Below are 25,107 nucleotides of genomic sequence, written 5' to 3' on the forward strand. Positions count from 1 at the left end.
ACTTAAAACGGCCACAGTTTGAGCAAGGCGCTGGTGCCCCAGCCGGCTTTGGAGGCGTTGGCCATATCGCCCGTGCCACGGTAAGAAATTTGCGCATTGGCCAGGCGGCGTGACTGGACCATGTTGTTGGGCGAAACATCGTTGGGGCGCAAGATGCCACTGATTTGGATGACTTCAGAGCCTTCGGTGAATGCGAGTTGTTTCTCGCCGCGCACCATCAGGTTGCCATTGGCCAACACTTCGACCACTGTGACCGAGACCGCGCCGTTCAAAGAGGCCTCTTGGTTCGCTAAGCCCGTGTTGGTGTTGTCGATTTTGGCGGCGTTGAGGTTCAGACCGTCCAGTGCCCCAATGCCGTTAGAGCCCAAAACTTTCTCAGGGATTCGCAGGACTTTGGCTGTCAAGCCATTGGGCACCACGTTGTTGGACGATTCACGGGAGATATTCCCATCTTGTTTGCGGTTGGCTTGCGTGGATTCGTTGAGCAAAACGGTGATCAGGTCACCCACGCGGTAGTTGCGGCTGCGGCCAAAAAAATTGTCATTTTGGCGGCTGTTGTAAATAGAGCCGGTGGTTTCGCGGGGTCGTTCGGCCACGACGGGCAAGACCGGCGCAAATTCTGGTGAGTGCTTCAAGGCGACAGGGGCTGTGGCGCAAGCGCTCAAGCCCAAGACCATGCCGACCATGAGCAGCCGTTGAAAAGGGCGAATCAGTGTGTGGGTCATGTTCAGGATCACATGTTGTTGTTCAAGAAGCGCAGCATGCCGTCCACGGCCGAGATGGCTTTGGAGTTGATTTCGTAGGCGCGTTGGGTCTCGATCATGTTGACCATTTCTTCGACCACATTGACGTTGGAGGCTTCCAAGGCCCCTTGCATCAATTGGCCTGCGCCCTCTAGTCCGGGCTGTCCAACAACTGGGGCGCCACTGGCTGCAGTCTGTTTGAGCAGGTTTTGCCCGATGGATTGCAGGCCTGCAGGGTTAGGGAAGCGGGCGATCTGCAGTTGACCCAAAACCTCGGCACCGCCACCGGCGGCGGTCTCGACAGACACCGTGCCGTCTTGCCCAATTGAAATGCTGGCCACGTTGGGGGGAATGGTGATTCCGGGCTGGAGCAGAGAGCCGTTTGCAGTGACCAATTGCCCCGTGGCGGAGAGCTTGAAGCTGCCGTCTCGCGTGTAAGCGATGGTGCCGTCGGTCTGGGCGATTTGGAAAAACCCCGAGCCTTGCACCGCGATGTCCAGGGCGTTCTTGGTGCTCACCATGCTGCCTTGGGTGTGGGTTTTTTCGGTGGACACGATGCGCACGCCGGTGCCCAGCATCAGGCCCGTGGGCACTTGGGTTTCGGCGCCCGCTTGGGAGCCGGGCTGACGCAGGTTTTGGTACAGCATGTCTTCGAAGCTGGCCCGGTCGCGCTTGAAGCCGGTGGTGTTCACGTTGGCCAAGTTGTTGGAGATGACCGACATGCGCGTTTGTTGTGCGTCCAGGCCGGTTTTGGCAATCCACATTGAGGCATCCATGGGGAGGTTCCTGTCTTATTGAGGCTTAAGCGGGTTTCATCATGGAAGAGCCAGACTCGTCGAGCGACTTGGTTTCCTTGATGATCTTGATTTGGGTTTCGAAACTGCGCGATTGGTCCATCAAGCGCGTCATGGCTTCAATGGCGCTGACGTTGCTGCTTTCCAAGGCTTGGGGAATCACCCTGAGCTCTAGGCCGCTGACCTCGATGTCCGTGCCATCGGGCTTTTGAGAGATCTTGAACAAGCCGTCTTGTCGGCGGGCCAAACTGACAGCCGAGGCATCGCGCAAACGCAGCCGGTCGATCAGCACATCCGCTGCGGCCCCTTCTTGGGCAGGGTTACGAGCAAAAATACTGCCGTCCACGTTCACGTTGATCATCAGGCCAGGTGGTATGGTGATGGGGCCGTTTTCGCCCAGAACCAAATGTCCAGAGCCATTTTCGAGTTGCCCTTGGATGTTGACCTTGAGGTCGCCGCGGCGCGTGAACGCCAAACCGCCGTCTGGGCTTTGCACCGTCAGCACGGCCGCATCGGCCATCGCGATATCCAAAGGGCGACCGGTGGCCATTACGGGTCCTGCGTCTATGCGAATCAGGTCCCGCGAGAGGGTTTGGGCTTGGTATCGGGTGTCAAAACCCGCACCTTGCACTTTGATCGACTGCAGGGCCACGTCGTAGCTGCTTTTGAAGCCCACGGTGGAGACGTTGGCCAGGTCGTTGACCAGCACCTGGCGTGCAACCGCATGCTCTTTGATGGTGGCGTTCGAGGTGAAAACGAGGCGGTCCATGGCGTGTGTTTCTTACTTTGGCGTTTGGGCTTTTCAGTGCATCAAGAACGGATGTTGATGATGGCGCTGGTCATGGTGGAGCTGGTCTCGATGGCCTTGGCGTTGGCCTGGAAGTTTCGCTGCGCGGTGATCAGGTCAACCAGTTCTTGGGTCAAGTCCACGTTGGCACGCTCTGTGGCACCGGCACGGACCGAGCCGAAACCGGCCGATCCCGCTTCACCGATCTTGGCCATGCCCGACGAGGCAGAGGATAAGTAGCTGGCATCACCCACCTGACGCAAGCCAGAGGGGCTGGAGAAGTTGGCCAGCACGATCTTGCCCAAGGACACTTGAGAGCCGTTGGAGTAGGTGGCATTGACCAAGCCGTCGGGGTTGATGTTCAGACCCATCAGCTCACCCTCAGGTGCGCCGTCTTGGGACTGTGACAACACCGCGAAGGCGCTGGAGTATTGGGTGGACTTGGTGAAATCGATTGACATGGTCAATGCGCCCTTGCCGCCTTGCAAGAAGGCGGTTTCAAAGGGCATACCGGTCAAGGGGGAAATAGGTTTACCGGTCAAGTCAAAACTCAGCTCTCCCCGATCCAGATAAACGGGCCACCATTCGGTCTTGGTGGACAGTCCTTCTGCATCCTCGGTCTGAATGCCGTTCTTGACAAACTGCAAGGCACCGTTCTCGGTGAATTGGGCCAATTTTTTCCACTCGGAGGTGGCACCAAACTGCATCTCTGTATTGGCCAGGCCCCAGTCGGCGGCACCTGAAACCTGGATGGAGGCGTTGTCGCCGGTGGTAGCGGTCGTGAACGTCAGTTGTTTTGTTTTGGTGTCAAAGCCCACGGTCACACCCGACACTTTGCGCCCGGTGTCCACGTCGACGATCTTGTTGATCTCCGCTTGCAAGGCATCCGTGAAGGCTTTGATATTGGCGTGAGGGGTAGGAGATGGCATTTCTACCTTTTTAACAATACCATCTACCGAGACTAAGAAATCCTTGTTGTTTGAGGTGACCAAGATGGTCTTGGTGGGGTTGATGGTGGGCAGAGCCTCTCCCCGCAAAACAGCGGGTTCGCTGACTTTGCCTCGAACCGCTTCATCCTTCGAAGCCTCCACGCTGAGCACGGCACCAGTGCCGCCCAAGCCGATCAAGCTGCTGGTGGCGGCACTCACTGCGCTGATTTCAATGCTGGAGTTGTCGCCGGTGGTGCCTGATGCGAAGGCGAATCGGGGTCCGCTGAGGTCGAAGTTAACCGAGATGCCATACCGGGCATTTTTAATGGCAGGGGTGCCAGTATCGGGCAGTGATCCCATTTCGTTGTTGATGGCGATTTCCAAATTGCGGGCCAGTGATTCCGGATTCGAATCTCCATTTTTTAGCGTGTAAGTGATGGGTGTGGCGGTGGCTGAACCGTCGACCTTGATGCTGAAGGCCAGTGTGCTGCCGGTGGTGGCGCCGACCAGGGCCCCGGTGGTGACATTGAAATTGGCAGCCGTCAACGGACTTCCCACAGCGGTTGCAGGGGAGGATTGGCGGGTGTCTGTGAGTTGATCCAGTGAGAACATCTCTGTGGTGCCGGAACTGGGAATAACCCGTGGATCACTTTTTGGCAAGACATCGCCATATTTGTTCACGAACAATTCGGCTCCGACCACATCGGTGGCTTGCTGCAATGCAGGTTTGACTTGGGTGTCGCCCACAAAGAAGTAGGTCTGCCATTTTGAGAACGGGCTTTCCTGGCTGGCGTTTTGGGTCTTGGCGTAATAAACGGTGGCCAAATAACCGTTGCCACCGCTGTCGTACACGGTCAGGGCTGTGCTTTTGTTGTAAGTGCTGGCGTTGCTGCGGTCAAAGTCGGCCGTGATCACGGCCGAGTCAGCAGGCAAGTTCAGGCCCAGCTGGATCTGGGTGGTTTCGATCGCCTCTCCAGAGGTCTTTGGGGGGATGGTCAGGGCGTTGAGATCGGTCAAGTCGGCTTTGCCGGATGAGTCGACCGACGCGGCCATGAGGCGTTGCCCTGTGGAGTTGACCACGTTGTTTTGGTCGTTGAGGGTGAATGAGCCGTTGCGGGTGTAGATGTCTTGCAGACCGTCTGCCGTTTTGAGGGCGAAAAAGCCGTCACCCGTGATGGCCAGGTCCAGTGAGTTGCCCGATGTGGAAATGTTGCCCTGGCTGAATTCTTGGCTCACTTGTTTGAGCGAGACGCCCTGGCCGATGTTGCTGGACGATTTTTGCAGGGGCGAGGTCGAGAAAATGTCACCAAAGTCAGCGCGTGAGCGCTTGAAACCCGAGGTGCCCACGTTGGCGATGTTGTTGGAGGTGACGGCCAATTGGGCGGTGGCTGAGTTCAGTCCGGTGAGCGAGGTGTAGAACGACATGCTGGAGAGCTCCTGTGATGCGTTATGTCAGATGAATGAAGGGATAACTTTGTGAGTCGAATGGCGTGGGGCGGGTGGTCAGAGACCCACCCGCTTGACGTCGGTGAGCAGCATGGTTTTGCCGCCGTCGACTTCGACACTCACGCTGCCGTCGGCCGGGTTGGTGGCAATCGAGCGCACGGTAGACAGGGTGTTGACAGGGACCTTGCTGGTTTGGCCATTGACCACGGCTGTGGCGCTCAGGCGGTACAGGCCGGGTGGGGCAGGTGTGTTGGCGGCGTCTTTGCCATCCCAAACAATGGGCATGCTGCCTGGCATTTGAGGGCCGGCGATCAGTTCTTGCACCAAGCGGCCTTGTGCATCAAACACGCTGACCTGAACGCCGCTGGCGCCTGTGGGCAGGTCGATGTTGCCAGTGATGCTCCCTGCGCTGTTCAACTGGGTGGGGGTGTCCGCGACAGAGACTTTTTTGCCGATCAAGGAGGCGCTATTGAGCATGCGCTCGCCTGACATGGAGGTCACGAATTTGTCCAGTGAGCCCTGCATGTTGGTCAGCGCTTCGAGCTGCGAGAACTGCGCCAGTTGGGCGACAAAGGCTTCGTTCTTGACCGGCTCCAGAGGGTTTTGGTTTTGCAATTGGGCCGTGAAGAGGGTCAGGAATTCCTGTTTGCCCATTTCTTCCTTGGTTTTTTTGGCAGCCTCTTTGACGTCCTCGTACCGAGAGACGTTTTTGAGCAGGCTAGACGATGTCATATTGGGGGTGGCCATGAGGTGCTTTCGGATCAGGCTTTGGAGATGTCCAGCGTGCGCATCATGAGTTGACGTGCCGTGTTGATGACTTCCACGTTGTTCTGGTAAGAACGGGCAGCGGCCATCATTTCGACCATCTCGGTGACTTCGCTCACGTTGGACTGGTAGACATAACCGTCTTTGTCGGCCAACGGGTTTTGGGGGTCTGATACGCGGCGCGGAGGCGCAGTGTCGTCCGCCATGCGGTCGACCTTGACGCCGCCTTGGTAAGCGGCACCTGGGTTGGTCATCTCTTCGCTGATCAAGGCTTTGAACACCGGGCGTTTGGCCCTGAAGGCATCTTGCTCGGTGGTGGAGACGGTGCCGGCATTGGCCAGGTTCGAAGCGGTCGAGTTCATGCGCGTCAACTGCGCGTTGAGTGCCGTGCCGGCGATGCCGAAAATTTTGTCCATGCTCATGATCAATCGCCTCTCAAAGCTTTGCGCAGACCGCTGACCCGGCTTTCCAGAAAGTTCAGGGTGGCTTGGTAATCGGCAGCGGCTTTACCGTACTGGGCTTGCTCCACGCTCATCTCCACCGTGTTGCCGTCAAATGAGGTGTTGAAAGGTGTTCTGAAGCGCATGCCATCGGCATCCAGTCCTTGCCCCTGAGAAAAGTGACCTTGGTTGGTTGATTTCATGTCGTTGTCTTGTTGCGTGGCAGACATGACTGCCTTGAAATCGATGTCACGCGCTTTGTAGTGAGGGGTGTCTGCGTTGGCAATGTTTTGAGACAGCACTTCAAGTCGTCGGCTTTTGACGTTCAATGCGCGTTCGTGCACGCCGAGTGCGTTGTTCAACAAGTTCATACCGACTCCTGTGCTGGTGACTGGGTTGCTGCGTACCGTTCCGTCAATCTTTTGACGTCAAGCCCTCAAGAAAGGCTTTGCTCAGTCGATATACGCAAAAGCTGTGCCAACCGATTTGGGGCGATTTGCAGGGTTCGCCATCGCAGCTGTCCATGCAAAGCGGCCATTTCTCGCCCTCCTTGCCGCTGGGCGGCAAGGCATTGCCGTCCTTCAGCGCTGAGCGCTGGATTGGGTTTGCGCCACTTCGTCATAAAGGCGCGCCAGATGGACTTTGTGGGGCTGCGGCGTGTGGGACCCTTGGGCCAACTGGGGCATGTGGCCCAAAAGGTTTTGGGTCAGTTGGTGCAAACCAGACAAGATGGAGTTGCGCGTGATGGGGTTGCGCGTGTCTTGGCCGGTGTGCAGATAACGCGCTTGAGGCCCAGCAATCGCCAGCGGCGCGTCGGGGCGGGTTTCTTGCCGAGCCGCAGGCGTGAGCACAGTCAGGTACAGGTCATCCAGTCCGACCGGCGGACCCTTGACGCGCAAGCCCGCCTGCCCAAAGTAGCGGTCGACCAAGTCAAGTTGCTGAAGCAAACCCATGCCCAATATGGCGCGCGGGTTGTCTTTAAAACCTACGGATGCTGCCCCGCGATTCGGTCCGTCGCAGAACTGGATGATGCCGTGGCAATTGCCGTTACTGGCTTGCGGGTTCATGCCACCGCTTTCCATCAGGGTCAGGCGTGCAAAGTCATCGGGCTGGAAGTTGTAGCGTTCTGCCAAAGCCAATATTTTGCTTTTGACCGCGGGCACCTCGCTGGCTTGGACAAAGCCTTTGTCCACCGCGCGGCTGAGCGTGCGGTCCAGCACTGGATGAGGTTCTGTGCCAGAGCCGTTGCTGGGCCATTGGATAGGTCTGGCCGCCAGGGCGTTGGCCGTCATGCTGGCGCTGTGCGGGGGTTGGTTCAGTTGCCAGATTTGCTGGGCAACCCGAGCGTTCAAGTCCAAGGACCCCCGAGGCGATTGCGCAAGGGGGGGGCTTTTCAGGTCACGCAGTTGAATGTGTTGGCCTGCGAGGATCAGGTCGGGGTTGTCGATGCCGTTGCGGGCGGCGACTTGTTGTGCCAGGCGCAGGGCTTGCGCATCGGACAAGGGCTGCGGGCCTGCTTTGTAATGGGTTTTGACCAAACCGATCAAGGTGTCGCCTTCTTGCGCCTGCACGGTCGTGTGCTGGGTGGCCTGCGCCATCGCGTGTTGAAACCCAGCCGACTTGCCCGTGGTGGGTCCAGCGCCGATCCCGATGGGGTCGGAGACGGCCAAAGGGGCCAAGCTGGACAAAGGGGGGATGAAGGTGCTCATGGCAAAGGGGCGGCTGCGGGTTTTGGAGGCTGTTGTTTGGACCTGGTCTCTTTTTTGCTTGGTGTGTAGAGATCATGAACACTGTCAAAACTTCCACACTTGAATGCATCACCATGCAAATGCTGTGCCGACTCTCACAAGTCAGCCCGGGCAGAGGTTTGCGGTTATGGATGGGGTGCTGCCTGGGCATGCTGTCTCTGAGCTTGCTGGCGGCCCCTCCCGCGCCATCGCCCCAGGCGGTTTTACAAAAGTCTGTGGTCGATTGGGTGGCCAAAGAACAGGCGGTTTCGCCTGATTCGGTGATCTTGGCGCCCCTGGACCCGCGCATGCAGATCAAGGCCTGCGAAAAACCATTGGCGATGGATTTGCCTTTTGGAAGTTTTGAAAAACTGCGGGTGCGCTGCGCTCAACCCGCTTGGCAGATTTATGTGCGGGTCGCGTCGCAAGGTCGGCCAATGAGCAAAGGGCCTTCACCAGGCCCATCGGCCCCGACAGGGGCCACAGCGGGGTCAGAGGCTAAAGCCCCAGCCGCGCCTGAAAAACGACAGGTTTTGGTGGCCAACGTGCCTTTGTACAAAGGACAGTTTTTGAACGAGTCTCATGTTCGGCTGGTTGAGGTCGATTCCAAAGGATTGAATGGTCAGATTTTGGAGAGCGTGACCCAGGTCATGCATGCTGAATTGATTCGCGATGTTCGACCCGATGCGCCATTGCGCAGTCAAGACATTCGGCCCATGGTGTTGGTCAAAAGAGGTCAAATGGTGTTGATCTCGGTGGGTCAAGCCCAAGGCTTTCAAATATCAGCCCGGGTAGAGGCTCTGCAAGATGGACGCTTTGGTGATCAGATCAAGCTTAAAAACAAAGAATCTGGCCGTATTTTGACGGGGCAGGTCAAAGGGCCTAACTTGGTGGAAGGTCTTTAAAACATGACCCATCTGGCCCAATCCATTTATTTTCATTCGGGGGCTCAAGTTTTAGAATCTGCTGTCGATTCAAAGTACGAGCGAGGCTTCAGCTCTTCACACAGAGGCCAGAAAAGAGAATCACCATGACCGATCCCATATCCAGTTTCCGCCGGATTGCCCAAATGGACACGCCCAGTCGACCTGCGGCGGCCAAGGTGTCTGAGCGCGCATCGGACTCGTCTTCGGAAACGGCTGTCAATCCACCACCCTTGCGAACGGACGAGGTCCAATTGAGCGAAGTGGCTCAAAAGGCCATGCAAGAACCTCAATTTGACCGTGCAAAGGTCGAATCGATCAAATCCGCCATCCAACAAGGCTTGTATCCCGTTGATTCTCGTCGAATCGCTGAGAATTTCGTGGCCATCGAGAAGATGATCAAAGGCTAATATTTTGATGTCTGAGATGAACTTAGTCCCAATGTCCTCCGATGATGCTTTGTGGTCGGAGATGTCGATCAAGGCCACCCAAGAGGATGCTTTTCGGCTGGGGGCTTTGTTGAATTTGGAGTTTGAGGCCCTGAAGAGCCGTGACTTGTCAGCGTTTGATGCCTTACAACAGGAACGTGGTGAGGTTTTGAACAGACTTTCCCAGGTGGCTGACGTCGCCAGTGCACAGGTGCCTGTGCCCTTCTGGTGGGAAGCTTTGTTGCCGGGCCTTGCCCAGTGTAAGCAAGACCATTTGCGCAATATTCAGTTGCTTCAGCGTCAGTTGCAGGCGGTCAAAGGAGCTTTACAGACACTGCAGGGAGAAACAGCTGTCTCTGTGGACTTGTACGACCGACTGGGTCAGGTGTCACGCCGTCATGGGGCTGGGGCCTATTTGGCGGCCTGATTCAACAAAGTTGTTTGCTGGTTTTGGGGCCTCATGTTGAGGCCTTTTGCGTTTTTGCAGCGCGGCCGAAACAGTTTCTCCTTCAGTTGCTTGATTTTTCGTCTCCTGGGCGCATGCCCTTCAGCCAGTAAACCCACGACAAAATGACCGCGACTGCCGTGAAAAGCTCCGGTGGGATTTCTTTGTCAATGTCGATGCGGCTCAAGAGGGCCAATAACTGGGGGTCTTCGGCCACGTAGACCCCGTGCCTTTGGGCTTCTTCGATGATTTTTTGTGCCAGTTCTGCGTCGCCTTTGGCGGTGACCACGGGGGTGGTGTTTTTGCCGTATTCAAGCGCAATGGCCTCTTTGATGACTTGTCTCATGTCTGGATGTCAATCAGGCTGCCCTGTTGCGGTGCTTGCCAGGGTATGGGCTCGGTCGGGCCGGGCCCGTGCACGATGAGCAGACGGGTCATGTGCAGCCCGGCACTGTCCAGTTCGTGCTCCAGGTTGACCGTCTGCTCTTTGGCCCGTTTGACGACGTCTTCGCGCAAGGCCCACATGATCATGTCGACATCGGTGTCATTGCTGATTCGGGTTTGGAGCCAAACCTCGCCCAGGTCCCGGTTGCGGGTGTGCAAATGGATGATGAAGGGGGCTTTTTCTTCGCCGGGTTGACGGCGTTGTCGCACAAACCGCATGGCGACGGGTTCTGCGTCGACAAAGGGCAGCATCATGGAGAACATCACCTCGCGGCCCATCAAAGATTCTGCCGCTGTCAGTTGTCTGGATTCGATATCATCGATCGCGTCTTGCACGCTGCTGGCCTCTTGTGCATCCATGCTTTGCAACAAGAGCAAGAGCTGGCGCAAGGTGGTTTTGAGGTCCACCGGCCCCTCGCCTTGGCCTTTGGACAACAAGTTTTCGTTGAACCACCCGCTGCGCAACATCCATTGGCTGAGTTTTTCTGGACTCAGGTGCGCCATGCTGGGCCGAGACCTTTGCCAGTTTTGTAAATTCAGGAGCTCTGGGGCGGCAGGGTTGAGGCTTCGCAACAAGCTGTCGAAGCCCCCTGGCCGCAACAGCAAGGCCAGGGCATTCATGTCCGAGGGCCTGAAAAGCAGTTGCTGCAGGCGATTGGGCAGTTGTGCTTGCACAAGGGGCTGACCCAGTATTGGAGCGGCTTGCGTTTGCAAGGGCCGCAACACGATGGAGCCGTCGTTTTGCAATTGCACGCGAAAAAGGGCGGTGTCGCCAGCCGCCAGGCGCAAGCCGGCAGGCAGTTCTTTGGGCAGGTCGATGTGTTTGCCGAGGAAGGCCGAGTCTTGAAGGTTCAGGCGAATGCGCTCCGGCCGGGACTCCACCGTGGCTTGGATGACTTGCCCATCTTTCAGGCCCAAATCGGCAGCCGTGCGCTCGACCACCAAGGGGAGCTTTCCCTCCAGGTAAATGGTTGGAATTTTGGGGGTGAGGTGAGCGGTTTCAGCCCCGGTGATCATGGCAATGCCCGTCGCGTCTTTATGGGAAGCGCACCCAGTGGCGTTTGGACTGTTGAGGCGCTTGCTCAGCCGATGGGGTGGCTTCGACCACTTGAAACAAAGGCACTGTTTCGGGGTGCTGGCTCATCAGCATGCTGCGCAACTCATCGGTTGTCGGGACCTGCAAGGTGGTGCCTGTGCGCATGGCATGCGCAGCCCCTTTGGGGAAAACCTGCGGGTTCACGCTGACAAAGGCTTGGCGTAAAAAATCAGGGTGCAGCGGCAAGCCTGGTAGGGCGCGACGAACGGCCCGGTCCAAGGTTTCGCCCCGCATCACGGTGATGGTTCGGCGATGGCTGCTGTTGGCGGCGTTGACCGCAGCTGTGGGTGAGGCTTGTTGGGTGGGTTCGGCAGAACCGAGCAAGACGCGCAAGGCAGCGTTGGAGGGGTCTGAGGCCCAGCCGACTTGGGTGCACAGCACCAAGACCATGGGGACTGTCACGGCCTTCAGACAACGACTGAAGTGAAAGCGATTGTTTTGGGCCATGTGCATGCCTTGGAGTGATGAAGGGTGCGTCTCAAAGGGGCAGGGCCAGCCATGCGCCTTGTGGCGCCAGACGAGGACCGGCCAGTTGCAGCAGTTCAGAGCGGTGGTGACCCACTTTGACCACTTGGGCCAGCGCCAAGTGCTGGGCAACGCCTGCTTCGAGCATTCGGCTGGGAATGTGGGCAGGGTCGATCAGCAAGACTCTGTCGCCAGGCCGCAAGCCGCTGCCTGCGCCAGCCTGGAGCAGAAAACTTTCGGTGCCCTCGCGGACCACCTGGAACTGAACCGGTTCGCATTCGGTGCGCTTTTCCAGTTGTGACACCCATTGATTCACCTTGGCTTGGATTTCTGTTTGCAATTGCTGCTGCCAAAGGCCAGGACGGTTGGCCATTTGGCTGGGGTCGATGGTGAAGGTGTGTTCCGCTTGCCAAAGGCTTGGTCTGGGACCCGCTTGAGCGGGATCTTGTCCCAAGCTGAGTGTGAGCGTCCAGCGCCAAGCTGGGGGTTTGTCTTGGAGATTCAAGCGGTCCGACCAGGTGCTTGGCGTAGAAGACCCATGGGGTTTGAGTGACATATCGGCCACCCAAGTACTGCGGGCTTCTTCGCTGGCGCTCAAGGCCCGAAGGTAGCTGTTCGCCGAACTCACCGTGGCGGCTTGGACGCGCCACCTGGGTGACTGCTGCATGCGCTGATGCCATAGGTCGTTGGCCAAGTTGAGCAGCATTTGGCTGGCAAAAATTTGCGGACCGCTGAACCCTTCAGCCGTGTGTGTGCGAGTCAGCAAGGGAAGCCGCCAAGCACGCGGTGTGGGGCTGCAGGTTTTGTCGGTCTGGTGGGGCCGGTAGCCCCATGGCAGCACATCCGCGCTGATTTGGGCGGGTGACTCGTCACCCGGCAGGTACGACAGGACACGGATGCCGCTGACTTTGGCCTCAGAGTGGAAGTGAGCTGACTCATGCAAAGCGCCTTGTTGATCGACCCATGCGGTGCTGATCACGCGGGTGGGTCTGTCCAGAGTGGCATTCAAAATCGCCTGGCGAATGGCGGCCAAATGCGCTTCGTGCTCGTTCACCGACTTGGCCGTGCTGGCGGGGCTGGCGCTGGCTGGCGCCGTGATGGCAGCACGCACTGCAGGGGCTGACATGGCCCTGGCGGCCAATTCTGCAGGGCTTAGGCTTTGCGCCAAAAGAGGCCCGTGAAGCATGCAGGCCAAAACCAAGGCCAATGTGAACAAGACACTGGCACCCCAACCCAAGCCAGCCTCTGAAGAGGTCTGTGTCGGCATGGCTCGAAATGAAGGCTGCTTGTGCATGGTCAGGCCCGAGGGGTGTCTGCTTCAGATGGGGTCAACGGCGCTTGGCGGCCATTTGCCCCAAATACAAGGTGCGCAGGTCACGCACGACGTGCTGGTCCAAGGACAAAGTCGTTTCGTAGGTGTCATCGCCTACCGGGGTGATGCTGACCAGCACCGCGCCATAGATCACGCCCTCCACCTTGGCTCTGAAGGTGTCACTCATGATGGTCATGTCGGCCACCGTGGTGGTGGCATCCAACTGCTGGCCATAAACCTGCTCGGTCAATGAGCGGTAGGCGTCAAGCTTGGATGCCCGGATGGCAAGCAAGCGTTGCTGCGCAGGATTTTTGTGGTTTTGAATGCTCACCACGGCGTAGCCCGTGGCCACCAGCGTCTCTCTTTTTTCGACCAACGGCGTGATCATGGAGGCGGGAGTCGAGGGAGGCGGTGTTTTGTCTTGTGCAACAGGGTTCAGAGGAACAGAAACGCACCCCGACAGCATCCATGAAGTGATCAATGCTGCGGTCAATGTTTTTGTGGTGGTCATTTCAAGTCTCCGGAAGCTGATGACAACGCAGCAAATGTGCTGCGCATCTGATATTTACTCCTCTTGTATCGTCAGCTGAACCAACGACTTGAGATGGCGCCCATAAAAATGACCAGCAAGGGTTCATGTGCGGTCTATATACCTCAATTAACGCGATCTATTTTTACAAAAAAATTGATTTAATTCAATAACATCGATAGTATCAATAAACTATTGCATAGATTTCATCGTTGCCACTTTTGTGGTTTGCGCACCTTGAAGCGCCACTTTTTGCCATTTTCAACCCGATGTTTCTACCGACAGCCCACGTTCTTAACTGGTCAAGCAGATGAAAGTCAGTGCCAAAACCCAAATCATTGGTCACAGCCAAGCGACCCAATTTTTGCGGGATTTGATCAAAACTTTGGCGGCATCTTCGTCGACAGCGTTGGTGACCGGCGAGAGTGGCACGGGCAAAGAGTTGGTGGCGCAGGCTTTGCATGCCCAAGGCCCCCGAGCGGCCAGTCCGTTTGTCCCGATCAACTGTGGAGCCATTCCGCGTGAATTGATTGAGAGCGAGTTGTTCGGCCACCGAAAGGGCACTTTCACAGGTGCTGTGTCTGATCGTTTGGGCAGGTTTGAGTTGGCCCACGGCGGCACCCTGTTTTTGGATGAGATCGGTGACTTGCCCATGGACATGCAAGTCAAGCTTTTGCGTGTTTTGCAAGAGCGTTGTATTTTGCCGGTGGGCGCCTCGCGTGAGGTCAACATCGATGTGCGCGTCGTCGCCGCGACCCATAAAAATCTTGAAAACGAAGTGGCTGAAGGCCGGTTCAGGGAGGATCTTTATTACAGGATCAATGTCCTGCCCATCACCACCACGCCCTTGCGTGAACGTCCAGAAGACATTGCGGCTTTGTTGCAGTTCTATGCCGACAAACACGCTTTGCCCGGTTCGCGTTCACTGAGGTTTGCCCCGGACATGCTGCAGATGTTGCAGGCCTACGCTTGGCCAGGCAATGTGCGTGAGTTGTCCAATCTGGTCGACCGTTTTTCAACATTGTTCCCATCACAAGCCTTGCATGTTCAGACGGTGCCGGCTTGCATGATGCCGTCGGGTTTGGCGGCACTCCAAGCTGGACTTTTGGCGAAAATGCCAGCCAAGGCAATTGAAAATCCCAACGGTTTTCTGAAGGGAGCTGAGTTGGGCGCACAAGCAGAGCCGGGCAGTGCCATCACGCCTTTGGCCGATGTGGAGAACGCCTTACCGGATGTGTCCTCTGGCCCGTGGAGCCAGTCGGATCCCTTGGCGCATTTGTTTTCATCCGATGAGGAATCCGGATCCTTGGCCATGACCCGGAGTGTGCCCGCAGCCTTGTCGGCTTCCAACGATGAGATGAACGACGTGGAGGAGGTGATTTTGCTGGCGCAGGGGATTCAAACGCTGCCACCGGACGGCATCTCTTTGAAGCAGCATTTGATTGAAGTGGAACGCAATTTCATCGAACAGGCGTTGACTCGAACCCAAGGCAATGTGTCGCAGACCGCCAAGTTGCTTCAATTGCAAAGAACCACACTGATTGAAAAGATCAACAAATACGATTTGCGCGGCGTAGGTTGAAGAGCTGCATCCGTCAAGGGTGCAAGCGTGGCGATCAAAATGGGGGTTTGGTGACCTGGGCGCAGGTACCTGTGATGAGTGAAACCACTTGGCCGTCAGACAAGGTGAGGCTCTGCACAAAACGGCCTGTTTTGCGGTCGATCACAAAATCTTCACCAGAGATCATCACCCCAAAACGCTGGAACATGGCAGGGCGAGTGACTTTGAGCCGTGTGCCCATGGTCTGAAGCGTGCCTGAACGGCTCTCCGAAATGGCAATCTTGCCTTGGTACCAACCTGAGTTTTTCTCGAAGTCAATTTGCGCCATGGTGATGCGCGAGGGCTCCTTGTCGGTGATGCCCAATTTGAGTTGACCGTTCAAGTCAAGTTCAAGTTCGCAGATCAAGTCCATGACGCCTTTGTTGGCGCCAGGTGTCAAGGTCGTCATTTGGCTGTCGGCGGATGGCCCACTGGGCTCGCCCATCACATGCACCAACCCCCAAACGCCGCCCATGACCAAAGCTCCCAAACTGGCACCGATCGCGATGAATTTCAGCATGAACTAACCTTTCGCTTGAACTGCACTGCGTTCACTGTACCCCAATCGATGAGGAGGGAACTGGAAGCAAGCCAACACCGGATCATTGGTTGAGCACCGTGATGCTGACGCGGCGGTTTCGGGGGTCGGCCGGGTTGTCAGGCACCTTGGGATTGGTGTCAGCCACCCCCTCAATGCGGGAGAAACGGTTGGCGTTGATGCCTTGGCTTTGCATGAACTGACGCGTCGCGTCTGCCCGTTCGGTCGACAAGGTCCAGTTGTTGCGCATGCTGTCGGGTGCGAAGCCGAGGCTGTCGGTGTGGCCGCGAATCGCCAATTTGTTGGGCAAGGGTTTGATCGATTTGGCGACCTCGGACATGAGGGCTGCCGCTTTGCCGCCCATGTTGGACGTACCCGACGCGTACATGGCAAAGTCTGCTTTGTCGATGACTTCGATACGCAAACCGTCTTTCTCGCGGGTGATGCTGACCTGGTCTTTGATGTTGTCAAACTGTTTGCTCTCGGACAATTTTTGCTTGATGTCCTTTTCCAACTTTTCGAAATTTTCTTTGTCTTGTTTTTGGCTGGGCGTACCAGCGCCTTGATTGCCCGGATCTTGGTCAGAGGGACCATCCTTGTTGTTTTCTTCTTTGGATGAACCAAAACTCTCAGCCGGGCCGCCTTGGGCCTGAGGCGTTAGCCGCTCCAGCATGGCCGTTTGTTTGGCGGTGAAAGGAAAGCCGTCCGTGTCGATGATGGACTTGCCCCCGAACAAGCCGTTGGAGCCGGCCATTTCGCCAAACACGATTTGGCTGTGAGACGCAGGCCGAAAATAGTCGGCCACGCTCTTGCGCTTGTCTTCGTTACTGGCACCCAACAGCCACATTAACAAGAAAAAGGCCATCATGGCCGTCATCATGTCGGCCAGGGCAATTTTCCATGCGCCGCCGTGTGCACCCGCATGACCATCTTCAACGATGATTTTGCGGATGATGGGCCGCATGGCCTCCGCAGCCGCTGCCGCTTCTGCAGCGGCGGCCGCTGCGGCGGCTTCGTCGGCCTTGGCATCGGCTGGGGTTTTTTCCTCGGCCATCAACTGCCTCGCATGCCGTCAAAGACTTCAGAGAAGCTCGGTTGACAGTGGTGTGCCAAACAGGCTCGGGCCGATTCGATGACCAATGGTTGTGGATGGCCCTTGAGGTTGCCCACGATCATCTCGCGGATCACATCGTAGGCTTGTGCGTCTTCGTTGATGATTTGTGTGAGTCGACCAGAAAAGGGTTCGAACATGCCGTAAGCCAAAAACACACCCATCAGTGTGCCTACCAGGGCAGAGCCAATCAGGGCGCCCAAAACCGGTGGCGGCTGGTCGATCGAACCCATGGTTTTGACCACACCCAACACGCAAGCCACAATACCCAATGCGGGCAGACCGCCGGCGATGCCTGCCAAAGCGCCAGGCGCCAACAGGGCTTCGTGGTGGTGGACCTTGATGGCCTTCTTCATCAAATCGTCTAAGGCGTCGGCATCCAAATTGCCCTGTGAGATGACCATCAAACGCAGGGGATCGCATATCATTTGAACAATGGAGTGGTCTTTGGCCAATTTGGGAAATTCGCCAAAAATAGGGCTGGCGTCTGGGTTTTCCACGTGGGATTCCAAAGCCACAATGCCTTCTTTTTTCATGACCCCTTGTAGTTTGCCGATCAACAGCATCAGCGCCAAATAATCGGCTTGGTGCCATTTGGGTCCCTTGATGCAGGTGCCGATACCGGCCATGGCGGCTTTGAAAACTGGAAAGCTGTTGGCCACCAGCGAGGCACCAATGGCCGAGCCACCGATGATCAAAAACTCAAAAGGCGCAGCCTTGATGATGGGGGCCATCTTGCCGCCAGCAATCACGTAGCCCCCAAAGACGGCTCCAAAAACAACGGCTAAACCGATAAAGAAAAACATGATGGCCCTTTTGTTTTAGACGATGCACCAAACACCGATGCACCAACCCAACGCCCATTGAAAGAAAAAATCCAGCAAATTACCCAACACCAAGACGGGAAGACCCAAGTAAAGTGCCAACCAAGCCCAACCTGAGGGAGTCAGTCGCGACTTTGGAATGTCGTGTCCGTTGATGACGTTCTTGGATTTGGAAATCATCGTTTTTCGAGGCGATTCGACACTTTTAAATCGACCCAAGTCGAACGTTCTTGAGAGAATTTAAAAAATTTGTCTATTATGACAATATGAACATTGACTGGAAGTTTGCGTCCCCCGACATTTGGGCCCAATTCCACAGTGACCATCGGGGTGCTTTGCAGCAGTCTTGGGCCTATGGCGAGGCCTTGATGTCTTTGGGGATTCGGGTCGAGCGCGCGGTGATTTGGGATGAGGGACGCCTGTTGGGCATGGCCCAATTCATGTGCCGACGGTTTTTGGGCTATGTGTCCATGGCCTCTTGCACGCGTGGGCCTGTGTGGCATCCCGATGTGACGCCGGCTGAGCGTGCACAGATTTACCAGTTGCTCAAGCGGTCCTTGCCTTTGGCCCCTTTTCGGGTCATGCTGATCTCTCCTGATGAGACGGCTGCGCAGTTGGCACCCGAAGCCCTGAAAGGCTTCTCGCGTGTGATGACAGGATATGCCACGGCCTACCTGGATCTGAGCTTGCCGCTTGAGGTTTTGAAGTCCAACATGGACGGCAAGTGGCGCAACCGGCTCAATAAGGTTTTGACCCATGAAAAACTCCAGGTCCATGCGGTACCGAGTTTGAAGCGCAGCAATTGGCTGCTGGGCAAAGAGGCTGACCAACGGGAGGCTCGCCGATTCCATGGACTTCCGACAGACTTTGTGCCCGCATACATCGCTAAAAGCACCACCGCCAAAGATGCCTTTGTGGTGGTGTATGCCGAACTGGGCAAAGAGACGGTTGCGGGAATGCTTTTCTTGATCCATGGACAGGTGGCCAGTTACCATATGGGATGGGCCGATGACCAAGGCCGTGCTTTGAATGCCCACAATGCGCTGCTTTGGAAAGCCATGGCTCATTTGAAAGCACAGGGCGTCAGCCGATTGGATTTGGGCGGTGTCAACACCCATGACTTGCCCGGCATTTCGCGATTTAAATTGGGTGCTGGGGGACATGTCGTGACCCTTGCTGGAACTTTTTTTTGAGATGGAACATGAACATGTTGGGCTTTTCAAAAAGATCACACCTTCGAATGGCTTGGATGGCCTTGCTGAGCTTGTCCGCCTTGGGGCCGCAGGTGGCCCATGCTTGGACGCGCATTGGCGAAACCCCCGAGGTGGCTCTTTTTGTCAACCGCAACAGCATCGAAAAAGCCGACCGAATTCGCAAAGTGTGGGAAATGCAAGATCTGAAAACGGCGGATGCCGATGGGGTCAGATCGCGTCGTTACCTGAATGAATACGACTGCGAATACAAAATGCACCGCATGGGTCAAATGACCAGTTATGCGGGCCCCAAAATGACGGGCCAGGTGGTGGCCACGGTCAATGAAATGGGTTATTGGCGAAAGATTCCACCGGACGGCGTGTTTGTTTTGACTTACATCGCTGTGTGTATCCAATGAAGCATCGGCCAGATTTTTCATGGTTTATTTGGGTCCAGTAGAACTGCTTTGAGGACCTGCGGCTGGCGCTGAATCGGCTGGCTTGGCTGGGGCAACGCGGGGAAACTGAACCGCTTTTTCACGTGATTGTGTGCTGTTATTTTTCTGCAGCGTCTCCAGGTAGCGCTCTTTTTGCAATGTCACCAAGGCTTCGACATCGCGGTTCAATTTGTCGACGTTGCCCACGGCACCTTTCAACGCTTTGACCTCAGTGCCCAGCGCTTGAACGGCACCGGCTTGGGTCTGTAATTTGCTGTTGATGCCTTGCACTTGTTTGAGCAAGTTGTCGCTGGTGGCAGCCACTTGTTTGGCAGTTTCTCCTGGCACGCCCTGCACCAGGGTCTCAGATTTTTTCAGGGCTTCGTTGATGCGGGTTTCCAGTTGCCCTTGGGTTTTGGCCTGCTCAGCTTGTTGAGCTGTCAGTGATTCGATGCTTTTGTTGATCACATCGAGTGATTCCAGTCCGGCATTGAGGTCCACCACCCGCTTGCCGACGGCCAGCATCATGCTGTCGAGTTGGTTGATGCGGCTGTTCATGCGAACACCCATGGTCAAAAAGAAAATCAGGCAAATGATCAGCAAGCCGCCTGTTGCGCCCAAAAGAATCAAGGCTTTTTTGTGACCGGTTTCGGTCAATGTCCGGAACTCACCGGTTGCTGCATGCATGTCGCGGCTGGCCGCTGCAGCTGCTGTAGCCGATTTGGTCGCGATGTGGGCTGAATCGAGCACCACCTGGGCCAGTGCTTGGTACTGCTGGTAAGCCCGTTCATCCACGGCGCTGGCTGTTTGTGCCGTGGGCCCTGCCGCAGCTTCTGCCTTGGGGGGGACTTTGGCTGCAGTTGCAACGGGTTTGTCCATCTGCACAGACTCAGAAGGCTCAGCGGGCTCGGTGATGGGGGAATCCACCAAAACGGGCTCAGTGGGGGTGAAGTTGGCTTCGCTCATGGCGTGGCTCCTCGCATGGTTCGTGTGGTGGGAAGACGCTGAAGTTGTTCTGACAACTGCGCATTGAGGGCTTGAAGTTCTTCAATGCGGGCTTTGACGGGGTTGTCTTGTTCCCAAATGGGCAAGACGGGCGCAGCAGGCAAAGGGGCTTGCATCGGCTCAGGGGTCTTGACAGCGCTTGTCTTTCGCAGTTTGGGTGCGGCTGTTTTGGGTGCCGGTTTGCGTTTGGCTTGGGGTGGTTTGGCAACCGCAGGGGCTTGGGGTGCAGCAGGCACTGGCGTGGGTGCTGGGGCTGTAAGCGCCTTGGATGTTGAGGCTTTTCGTGGCTTGGCCGCTTTGACTTCAGGGGCTTTTTGAGGGTTTTTCAGTGGCTCGGGTGCTTTGGGTGTCTCAGGCGTGCTCGTTTTTTTGGCAGTTGACTTTCTTTGGGCAACGCTGGAGCCTTCTGTCACTTGGACGGCGTGCGGCTTATCGCTTCGGATCAAAGTTGATTTTTTCATGGTGTACCAAGCCTTTGTCAGCGAGAAGCGGACGGTGTGGGTGAACCGGATGTGGACGGGGCCGGCTTGTCAGACGGGTTGGCAGTTGGTGCCAAATCGCTTGCCGGTTCGGGACGGGTGGGTGCGGTCACTGTGGCTTTGGTGTTGTGCATCGCTTTGGATTGGCCGATCCCAAAAGCCTCTGGCTGTATCCACAGCATGACCAAGGCTGCGGCCGAGAAAATGGCTGCCAGCGCCAAGGCCATTCTCAGGTGTTTGCGGTTCAGTTGGCCCAAGGCTTGGCGAGTGGATTGGATGGCCCTCAGACCATGCTGGTAGAAGCCATCCATGCGTGAAAGGGCCTCAGACTTGGGCGACTTTGGAGACGCCACAGACTGCTTGATGGGTGCCGAGGTGGCGAAATCGTCGGGTGTTATGACGCTGGATGAGGCTGCCTCAGACCACTGCCTGGTTTGGATGCGCCTGATCAGTTGTTGAACGGGTGTGATGCGACCCTCTGCGCGGGCCAGTTCGAGTGCGGCTTGGCTTTGCTCTGCGTTGGGGGCTTCAATTTCCCAGCGCAAAATTTTTCGGCCAAAAGAAGCCAAACTGTGGTGTGACCCGCGTTCACCTGTCATGAGCAAAATGGCCCGGATGTTGGCGCCAGGAAAGTTCTGGATGAGCCGAGCCAGTAGCTGGATTTCCGTCTCGGGCAGTGCTTGTGCGTCATGCACCACCCAAATTTGCGCCTGGCTTGAGGCTTCGGGTGTTTGCGTAGCCTGCGCCAGGGATTGGCGAGCCAAGGCGTCGTTGAAGCGTGCCAGCAGGGCGTCTGCATTGGTGGGGAAATAGACCTCGATGCTGTGCTCGGGCGCTTGTTGCCTGAGGCGTGCCAACAGCAGTCCCAGATAGTGGTCAATCAGGGCTTCGTGTTCGCATTGCAAGGCCAGGCTCAGGCCTTCCCTGGCGATGGCATTGGTGCAACCGTCGATGCGCATGCGATCGGCCGATCGAAACACAAAATCGTTCAACGGGGTGGCAGCGGTTGTGATCGGGATGTTCATGCGGCGGCTTTCTCGGCGCTGGCGCGCAGGCCTTCAGGGCTGAATTCCATGTTGCTTGGTACTTTGACCGTGGGTCGGGGACGCGGTGGGTTCATCGGCGATGCTGCTTCCAGGCTGAAGACATAGGCAATGACCTGCGCCACAGCGTGGTAAAGGTCTTCTGGAACTTGTTGTTCCACTTCAGTGGTGAAGTAAATGGCTCGAGCCAGCGGCGCTGCCTCAAAAATATGGACCCCATGCGCTGTGGCCTCGGCGCGGATCAATGCCGCCATGTGGTCTGAACCTTTGGCCACCATGATGGGGGCACCCTCGCCAGTGGGGTCGTATTCCAGGGCCACGGCAAAGTGTTCTGGGTTGGTGATCACCACGTCGGCGTCTTTGACGCGTTCCATCATGCGGGCATTGGACATCTCGCGTTGGCGACGGCGAATTTGCGCCTTGATTTCGGGACTGCCTTCCATTTGCTTGAATTCGTCTTTGATTTCTTGCATCGACATTTTCATGCGCTTGTTGAAGGCGTATTTTTGATAAGGCACATCGATCATGGCGATGACCGCCAGGCTCAAGGCCACCCACAGACCTGACTCGATGATCATGAAACCTGCAGCGCTGAGGGCGGGCTCCAAGTCCATCCGGCCAATTTGAACCAGAGTGTCCATGTGGGCCAGCAAAGACCACCAGAGCACACCGGCCACCAAAAGAAATTTGAGAATGGCTTTGCACAGCTCGACGATGGCATGGGTGCCGAAAATGCGCTTGAAACCGCCAATCGGGTCGATCTTGGAGCCTTTGGGCATGACCGCTTTGAATGAAAACACAAAGCCGCCCGTCATGACCGAGGCGGTGATGGCGGCCACCACCGTGAAAGCAATGATGGGCAGCAACAGCACGAATGCGGCCAACAAGTGTTCGCCAAAGTGGGCGGGCAGTAGGAGGGGTTTTTCGATCAGTTGCCGATCGAACACAAAGCCTTGTGCAAACACGGTGGTCAAGCGTTTAACCAGCCAGCCGCCGGTTAGCATCAGCAGCAAAAAAACGCCGATGACAATGACTGCCGCTGGCAATTCGATGGAGCGGGGAACCTCACCGTCTTCGCGCGCTTTGTTGAGCTTATGCGCCGTGGGTTCTTCGGTTTTTTCTTGGGCACTCTCAGACACGTGAAACTCCTAAGACTTCACGCACGACTGAAAACCCTTGCACCCAAAGCCAGTTGATGCGCCCACCAATGCTGTCCATGGAGATGATCAAAATCACAAAGCCGGCCATGATCATGGCGGGAAAGCCCACAGCAAAAATGTTCAAACTGGGTGCAGCGCGGGTGACGACACCCAAGCCCACGTTGATGAACAAGAGTGCCACCATGACGGGCAGCGCCATGAGCACAGCGCCCAAAAAGACCATGGAACTCCATTGCAAAACGCGGCCATAGACCGCCTGGTTCATGATGGAGGTGCCGATGGGCAGGCTGTGGAAGGATTCCAAAATCAAGCCGAGCATGATGGCGTGACCCCCAAAACCCACAAAAATCAGGGTGGACAGCACGATCAGCAACTGTGAGATTGTGGGCACGTTGCCCATGTTGGGGTCGATCATGTTGGCCATGGACAAACCCATCGCGGCGGCAATGCTTTGGCCTGCCACCACCACAGCGCCAACCACCACTTGCAAAATCAGACCCATGGTGGCGCCGATCATGATCTGGTTGAAAACTTCCACCAAACCTTGTGCCGATGTGGGGTCGACCACGGGCCAAGTGTGCAAGGGGTACACCAACCAGGTCAAGACCAAAGCCAGCAGGATCCGCAAACGGGTGTTGAAAGCGCTGAGGGAAAAAATAGGGGCCGTGATCATGAGGGCCGAGACGCGCAGCATGGGCCATAAAAAGGTGTAAAACCTTTCCACGACGTCGGCTGCTAAAAAGTTCATGGCGACACCCTAGAGCGGATCAAAGGAACAGAGTTGGAATGCGCTGAAAAATATTGCGCGTGAAATCGACCAACGTGTTGATCATCCAACCGCCAAACAACAGCAACGCCACAGCCTCGGCAATGAGTTTGGGGATGAAGCTCAGCGTCATTTCGTTGATGGAGGTGGCTGCTTGGATGATGCCGATGATCAAGCCCACGGCCAAGGCCACCAGCAAGAGTGGGGCACTGACCAAGGCAATGGTCCACAAGGCGTGGCGGCTCAGATCGATGACGGTAGAGGTGTCCATGGTGTTTGTCTATTAGGGCATGGCAAAGCTGCCAGCGAGCGATCCCATGATCAGGCTCCAGCCGTCCACCAGCACAAACAGCATCAGCTTGAAGGGCATGGAGATCATCATGGGTGACAACATCATCATGCCCATGGACATGAGCACGCTGGCGACGATGAGGTCGATGACCACGAAGGGGATGTAGATCAGAAAGCCAATGGTGAAGGCGCTTTTGAGTTCGGAGGTCAGGAATGCCGGCACCAAAGTGGTGAAAGGGACATCTTGCGGACTGGTGAAATTGGTGTTTCGTGCGATCTCCATGAACATGGCGATGTCGTCTTCACGGGTTTGCAGCAGCATGAATGCCCGAATGGGTTTTTCGGCGGCGGCCAGTGCTTTGTCAAAACTCAAGCCTTGGTTCATATAAGGCAGCAAAGCGGTTTGGTAGACCTCGGTCAATACTGGGGTCATGACAAACAGGGTCAAGAACAGGGACAAGCCCACGATGACCATGTTGGGTGGCGTTTGGCCGGTGCCCAAGGCTTGGCGCAGCAAGGACATCACGATCACGATGCGCACAAAAGCGGTCATCATCAACAACAAAGATGGCAAGACCGACAAGGTCGTCATCAAGGCCAACAGCTGCAGTGTCAGGCTGTACTGCGTGCCGCGAGCGGTGTTGGTGGCGGTGATGGCGGGCAGCTCGGGTGCAGCTTGCGCCAGGATGGGCAAGAGACCAAATACCAAGGTCAGGATCAGCCCAAGGCTGAGGTGGCGCTTCATGGCGGGGTTTCTTTGGAGAGGTCAGTTGGCATGGCCATGGAGCCAGGCCAAGGGGAAAGGGCGGTCATTTGGTGCGCTGTCACACCCACCAACACGTCTTGACCATCCACTTGAATGAGCAAGATTTTTTGCCGAGGGCCTACTGAAAGGGTTTCAACCGTGTGCATGCGTTGGCTTTTTTTGCGCAACATGGTCGAGCCGTTTTGCATTTTTCGCAAAGTCCAAAGCAAGGCCAGCAGCAAACCAATGACCAAGGCGAAGCTGAGTGCATATTGCAGCCAGTCGAAAAATGTCCATCCGGTGTTCATGTTGGGCAGGTGATCAAGATCAGAGGTTGTCTAAACGCTCAGAGGCAGGAACAACCCGCGTCAAACGGATGCCATAGCGGTCATTGACCAAAACCACTTCGCCTTGAGCGACGACGGTGTTGTTGACCAAGAGATCCAGGGGTTCACCCGCAATGCGATCGAGTTCGACCACGCTGCCTTGTGTCAATCGCATCAAATCTCTGATTTTGATCTGTGCACGCCCGACTTCAATCGACAAGGTGACCGGTATGTTTTGCAAGACATCGGTGTGTATCTGGCCCTTGTCGCTGGCGTCAAGCTGGGGTTCGTTTTGATCGGTGATTTCGCTCATGGG

Annotated in this window: 32 protein-coding genes; 6 read left to right on the forward strand and 26 right to left on the reverse strand. The window is 56.4% G+C overall.

Features of this window, described 5'->3' with window-relative positions; translation table 11 throughout:
* Nucleotides 1–2 precede the first annotated feature (2 nt).
* From Q1M54_RS05065 to Q1M54_RS05100, 8 genes are all read right to left on the reverse strand, one after another.
* Nucleotides 3–725 (reverse strand): flagellar basal body L-ring protein FlgH, encoded by a 723-nt coding sequence (locus Q1M54_RS05065; RefSeq protein ID WP_300554745.1) that lies wholly within the window; start codon nt 723–725, stop codon nt 3–5.
* Nucleotides 726–733: 8 nt separating this feature from the next.
* Nucleotides 734–1,519, reverse strand: coding sequence for a flagellar basal-body rod protein FlgG (gene flgG / locus Q1M54_RS05070; RefSeq protein ID WP_300554748.1), 786 nt, complete (start codon nt 1,517–1,519; stop codon nt 734–736).
* Between the two features lie 25 nt (nt 1,520–1,544).
* Nucleotides 1,545–2,306, reverse strand: a complete 762-nt coding sequence (locus Q1M54_RS05075) for a flagellar basal body rod C-terminal domain-containing protein (protein WP_300554750.1) — start codon at nt 2,304–2,306, stop codon at nt 1,545–1,547.
* A gap of 41 nt (nt 2,307–2,347) precedes the next feature.
* Nucleotides 2,348–4,678 carry a flagellar hook-basal body complex protein gene (locus Q1M54_RS05080; protein WP_300554753.1) on the reverse strand — a complete coding sequence of 777 codons (2,331 nt, stop codon included), beginning with the start codon at nt 4,676–4,678 and terminating at the stop codon, nt 2,348–2,350.
* 78 nt (nt 4,679–4,756) lie between these two features.
* Nucleotides 4,757–5,446 carry a flagellar hook capping FlgD N-terminal domain-containing protein gene (locus Q1M54_RS05085; protein ID WP_300554756.1) on the reverse strand — a complete coding sequence of 230 codons (690 nt, stop codon included), beginning with the start codon at nt 5,444–5,446 and terminating at the stop codon, nt 4,757–4,759.
* A gap of 14 nt (nt 5,447–5,460) precedes the next feature.
* Nucleotides 5,461–5,886 (reverse strand): flagellar basal body rod protein FlgC, encoded by a 426-nt coding sequence (gene flgC / locus Q1M54_RS05090; protein WP_300554757.1) that lies wholly within the window; start codon nt 5,884–5,886, stop codon nt 5,461–5,463.
* A gap of 2 nt (nt 5,887–5,888) precedes the next feature.
* Complete coding sequence (gene flgB, locus Q1M54_RS05095) at nt 5,889–6,275, reverse strand: flagellar basal body rod protein FlgB (protein ID WP_300554759.1); 387 nt, start codon at nt 6,273–6,275, stop codon at nt 5,889–5,891.
* 210 nt (nt 6,276–6,485) lie between these two features.
* On the reverse strand, nt 6,486–7,613 hold the full coding sequence (locus Q1M54_RS05100) for a hypothetical protein (RefSeq protein ID WP_300554760.1): 1,128 nt from the start codon (nt 7,611–7,613) through the stop codon (nt 6,486–6,488).
* A 74-nt stretch (nt 7,614–7,687) separates the two neighbouring features.
* Between Q1M54_RS05100 and flgA the strand changes: the two genes are divergently transcribed.
* From flgA to Q1M54_RS05115, 3 genes are all read left to right on the forward strand, one after another.
* Nucleotides 7,688–8,536, forward strand: coding sequence for a flagellar basal body P-ring formation chaperone FlgA (gene flgA / locus Q1M54_RS05105; RefSeq protein ID WP_300554761.1), 849 nt, complete (start codon nt 7,688–7,690; stop codon nt 8,534–8,536).
* Between the two features lie 125 nt (nt 8,537–8,661).
* Nucleotides 8,662–8,964: a flagellar biosynthesis anti-sigma factor FlgM gene (gene flgM, locus Q1M54_RS05110; RefSeq protein WP_300554762.1), complete on the forward strand. Its 303-nt coding sequence runs from the start codon at nt 8,662–8,664 to the stop codon at nt 8,962–8,964.
* A 16-nt stretch (nt 8,965–8,980) separates the two neighbouring features.
* Nucleotides 8,981–9,409 carry a flagellar protein FlgN gene (locus Q1M54_RS05115; RefSeq protein WP_300554764.1) on the forward strand — a complete coding sequence of 143 codons (429 nt, stop codon included), beginning with the start codon at nt 8,981–8,983 and terminating at the stop codon, nt 9,407–9,409.
* 82 nt (nt 9,410–9,491) lie between these two features.
* Here the strand turns inward: Q1M54_RS05115 and Q1M54_RS05120 are convergent, their stop codons facing one another.
* The 5 genes from Q1M54_RS05120 to Q1M54_RS05140 are packed head-to-tail and all read right to left on the reverse strand — an operon-like array spanning nt 9,492 to nt 13,255.
* A complete protein-coding gene (locus Q1M54_RS05120; protein ID WP_300554766.1) occupies nt 9,492–9,773 on the reverse strand; it encodes an EscU/YscU/HrcU family type III secretion system export apparatus switch protein in 282 nt (93 codons plus the stop codon).
* Nucleotides 9,770–10,888 carry a hypothetical protein gene (locus tag Q1M54_RS05125; RefSeq protein WP_300554768.1) on the reverse strand — a complete coding sequence of 373 codons (1,119 nt, stop codon included), beginning with the start codon at nt 10,886–10,888 and terminating at the stop codon, nt 9,770–9,772. The genes Q1M54_RS05120 and Q1M54_RS05125 overlap by 4 nt, the downstream gene beginning before the upstream one ends.
* Nucleotides 10,889–10,907: 19 nt before the next feature.
* Nucleotides 10,908–11,414 (reverse strand): hypothetical protein, encoded by a 507-nt coding sequence (locus Q1M54_RS05130; protein ID WP_300554770.1) that lies wholly within the window; start codon nt 11,412–11,414, stop codon nt 10,908–10,910.
* Nucleotides 11,415–11,445: 31 nt separating this feature from the next.
* On the reverse strand, nt 11,446–12,726 hold the full coding sequence (locus Q1M54_RS05135; protein ID WP_300554772.1) for a hypothetical protein: 1,281 nt from the start codon (nt 12,724–12,726) through the stop codon (nt 11,446–11,448).
* 34 nt (nt 12,727–12,760) lie between these two features.
* Complete coding sequence (locus tag Q1M54_RS05140; RefSeq protein WP_300554774.1) at nt 12,761–13,255, reverse strand: LPP20 family lipoprotein; 495 nt, start codon at nt 13,253–13,255, stop codon at nt 12,761–12,763.
* 328 nt (nt 13,256–13,583) lie between these two features.
* Here Q1M54_RS05140 and Q1M54_RS05145 point away from each other — a divergent pair, with 328 nt between their 5' ends.
* On the forward strand, nt 13,584–14,855 hold the full coding sequence (locus Q1M54_RS05145) for a sigma-54 dependent transcriptional regulator (RefSeq protein WP_300554776.1): 1,272 nt from the start codon (nt 13,584–13,586) through the stop codon (nt 14,853–14,855).
* Nucleotides 14,856–14,889: 34 nt separating this feature from the next.
* Here the strand turns inward: Q1M54_RS05145 and Q1M54_RS05150 are convergent, their stop codons facing one another.
* From Q1M54_RS05150 to Q1M54_RS05165, 4 genes are all read right to left on the reverse strand, one after another.
* Nucleotides 14,890–15,393 (reverse strand): hypothetical protein, encoded by a 504-nt coding sequence (locus Q1M54_RS05150; protein ID WP_300554778.1) that lies wholly within the window; start codon nt 15,391–15,393, stop codon nt 14,890–14,892.
* Between the two features lie 82 nt (nt 15,394–15,475).
* Complete coding sequence (locus Q1M54_RS05155) at nt 15,476–16,465, reverse strand: flagellar motor protein MotB (RefSeq protein ID WP_300554780.1); 990 nt, start codon at nt 16,463–16,465, stop codon at nt 15,476–15,478.
* Nucleotides 16,465–17,328 carry a flagellar motor stator protein MotA gene (gene motA / locus Q1M54_RS05160; RefSeq protein WP_019428380.1) on the reverse strand — a complete coding sequence of 288 codons (864 nt, stop codon included), beginning with the start codon at nt 17,326–17,328 and terminating at the stop codon, nt 16,465–16,467. Before motA ends, Q1M54_RS05155 begins: the two co-directional genes overlap by 1 nt.
* Nucleotides 17,329–17,343: 15 nt before the next feature.
* Entirely contained in the window at nt 17,344–17,526 is a 183-nt protein-coding gene (locus tag Q1M54_RS05165; RefSeq protein WP_300554784.1) for a hypothetical protein, read from the reverse strand.
* Between the two features lie 86 nt (nt 17,527–17,612).
* Between Q1M54_RS05165 and Q1M54_RS05170 the strand changes: the two genes are divergently transcribed.
* Nucleotides 17,613–18,539, forward strand: a complete 927-nt coding sequence (locus Q1M54_RS05170; RefSeq protein ID WP_300554786.1) for a GNAT family N-acetyltransferase — start codon at nt 17,613–17,615, stop codon at nt 18,537–18,539.
* Between the two features lie 8 nt (nt 18,540–18,547).
* Nucleotides 18,548–18,958, forward strand: a complete 411-nt coding sequence (locus Q1M54_RS05175) for a surface-adhesin E family protein (RefSeq protein WP_300554787.1) — start codon at nt 18,548–18,550, stop codon at nt 18,956–18,958.
* A gap of 24 nt (nt 18,959–18,982) precedes the next feature.
* Here Q1M54_RS05175 and Q1M54_RS05180 read toward each other — a convergent pair whose 3' ends face one another.
* Genes Q1M54_RS05180 through fliN form a run of 9 tightly spaced genes read right to left on the reverse strand, consistent with a single transcriptional unit; the run spans nt 18,983 to nt 25,104 of the window.
* Nucleotides 18,983–19,942: a hypothetical protein gene (locus tag Q1M54_RS05180; protein ID WP_300554790.1), complete on the reverse strand. Its 960-nt coding sequence runs from the start codon at nt 19,940–19,942 to the stop codon at nt 18,983–18,985.
* On the reverse strand, nt 19,939–20,442 hold the full coding sequence (locus tag Q1M54_RS05185; RefSeq protein ID WP_300554792.1) for a hypothetical protein: 504 nt from the start codon (nt 20,440–20,442) through the stop codon (nt 19,939–19,941). The genes Q1M54_RS05180 and Q1M54_RS05185 overlap by 4 nt, the downstream gene beginning before the upstream one ends.
* Nucleotides 20,443–20,459: 17 nt before the next feature.
* Nucleotides 20,460–21,485, reverse strand: coding sequence for a hypothetical protein (locus tag Q1M54_RS05190; RefSeq protein WP_300554795.1), 1,026 nt, complete (start codon nt 21,483–21,485; stop codon nt 20,460–20,462).
* Nucleotides 21,482–22,642 carry a flagellar biosynthesis protein FlhB gene (gene flhB, locus Q1M54_RS05195; protein ID WP_300554797.1) on the reverse strand — a complete coding sequence of 387 codons (1,161 nt, stop codon included), beginning with the start codon at nt 22,640–22,642 and terminating at the stop codon, nt 21,482–21,484. Before flhB ends, Q1M54_RS05190 begins: the two co-directional genes overlap by 4 nt.
* On the reverse strand, nt 22,635–23,411 hold the full coding sequence (gene fliR / locus Q1M54_RS05200; protein WP_300554800.1) for a flagellar biosynthetic protein FliR: 777 nt from the start codon (nt 23,409–23,411) through the stop codon (nt 22,635–22,637). The genes flhB and fliR overlap by 8 nt, the downstream gene beginning before the upstream one ends.
* A 19-nt stretch (nt 23,412–23,430) precedes the next feature.
* Entirely contained in the window at nt 23,431–23,700 is a 270-nt protein-coding gene (fliQ, locus tag Q1M54_RS05205; protein WP_300554803.1) for a flagellar biosynthesis protein FliQ, read from the reverse strand.
* A gap of 12 nt (nt 23,701–23,712) precedes the next feature.
* On the reverse strand, nt 23,713–24,465 hold the full coding sequence (gene fliP / locus Q1M54_RS05210) for a flagellar type III secretion system pore protein FliP (protein ID WP_300554806.1): 753 nt from the start codon (nt 24,463–24,465) through the stop codon (nt 23,713–23,715).
* Complete coding sequence (gene fliO / locus Q1M54_RS05215; RefSeq protein WP_300554809.1) at nt 24,462–24,773, reverse strand: flagellar biosynthetic protein FliO; 312 nt, start codon at nt 24,771–24,773, stop codon at nt 24,462–24,464. Before fliO ends, fliP begins: the two co-directional genes overlap by 4 nt.
* A gap of 19 nt (nt 24,774–24,792) precedes the next feature.
* Nucleotides 24,793–25,104, reverse strand: a complete 312-nt coding sequence (gene fliN, locus Q1M54_RS05220; protein ID WP_300554812.1) for a flagellar motor switch protein FliN — start codon at nt 25,102–25,104, stop codon at nt 24,793–24,795.
* Nucleotides 25,105–25,107: the final 3 nt, after the last annotated feature.

Origin of the sequence: Limnohabitans sp. Rim8, from assembly GCF_943326455.1 — a bacterium.
Taxonomy (GTDB): Bacteria; Pseudomonadota; Gammaproteobacteria; order Burkholderiales; family Burkholderiaceae_C; genus Limnohabitans_A.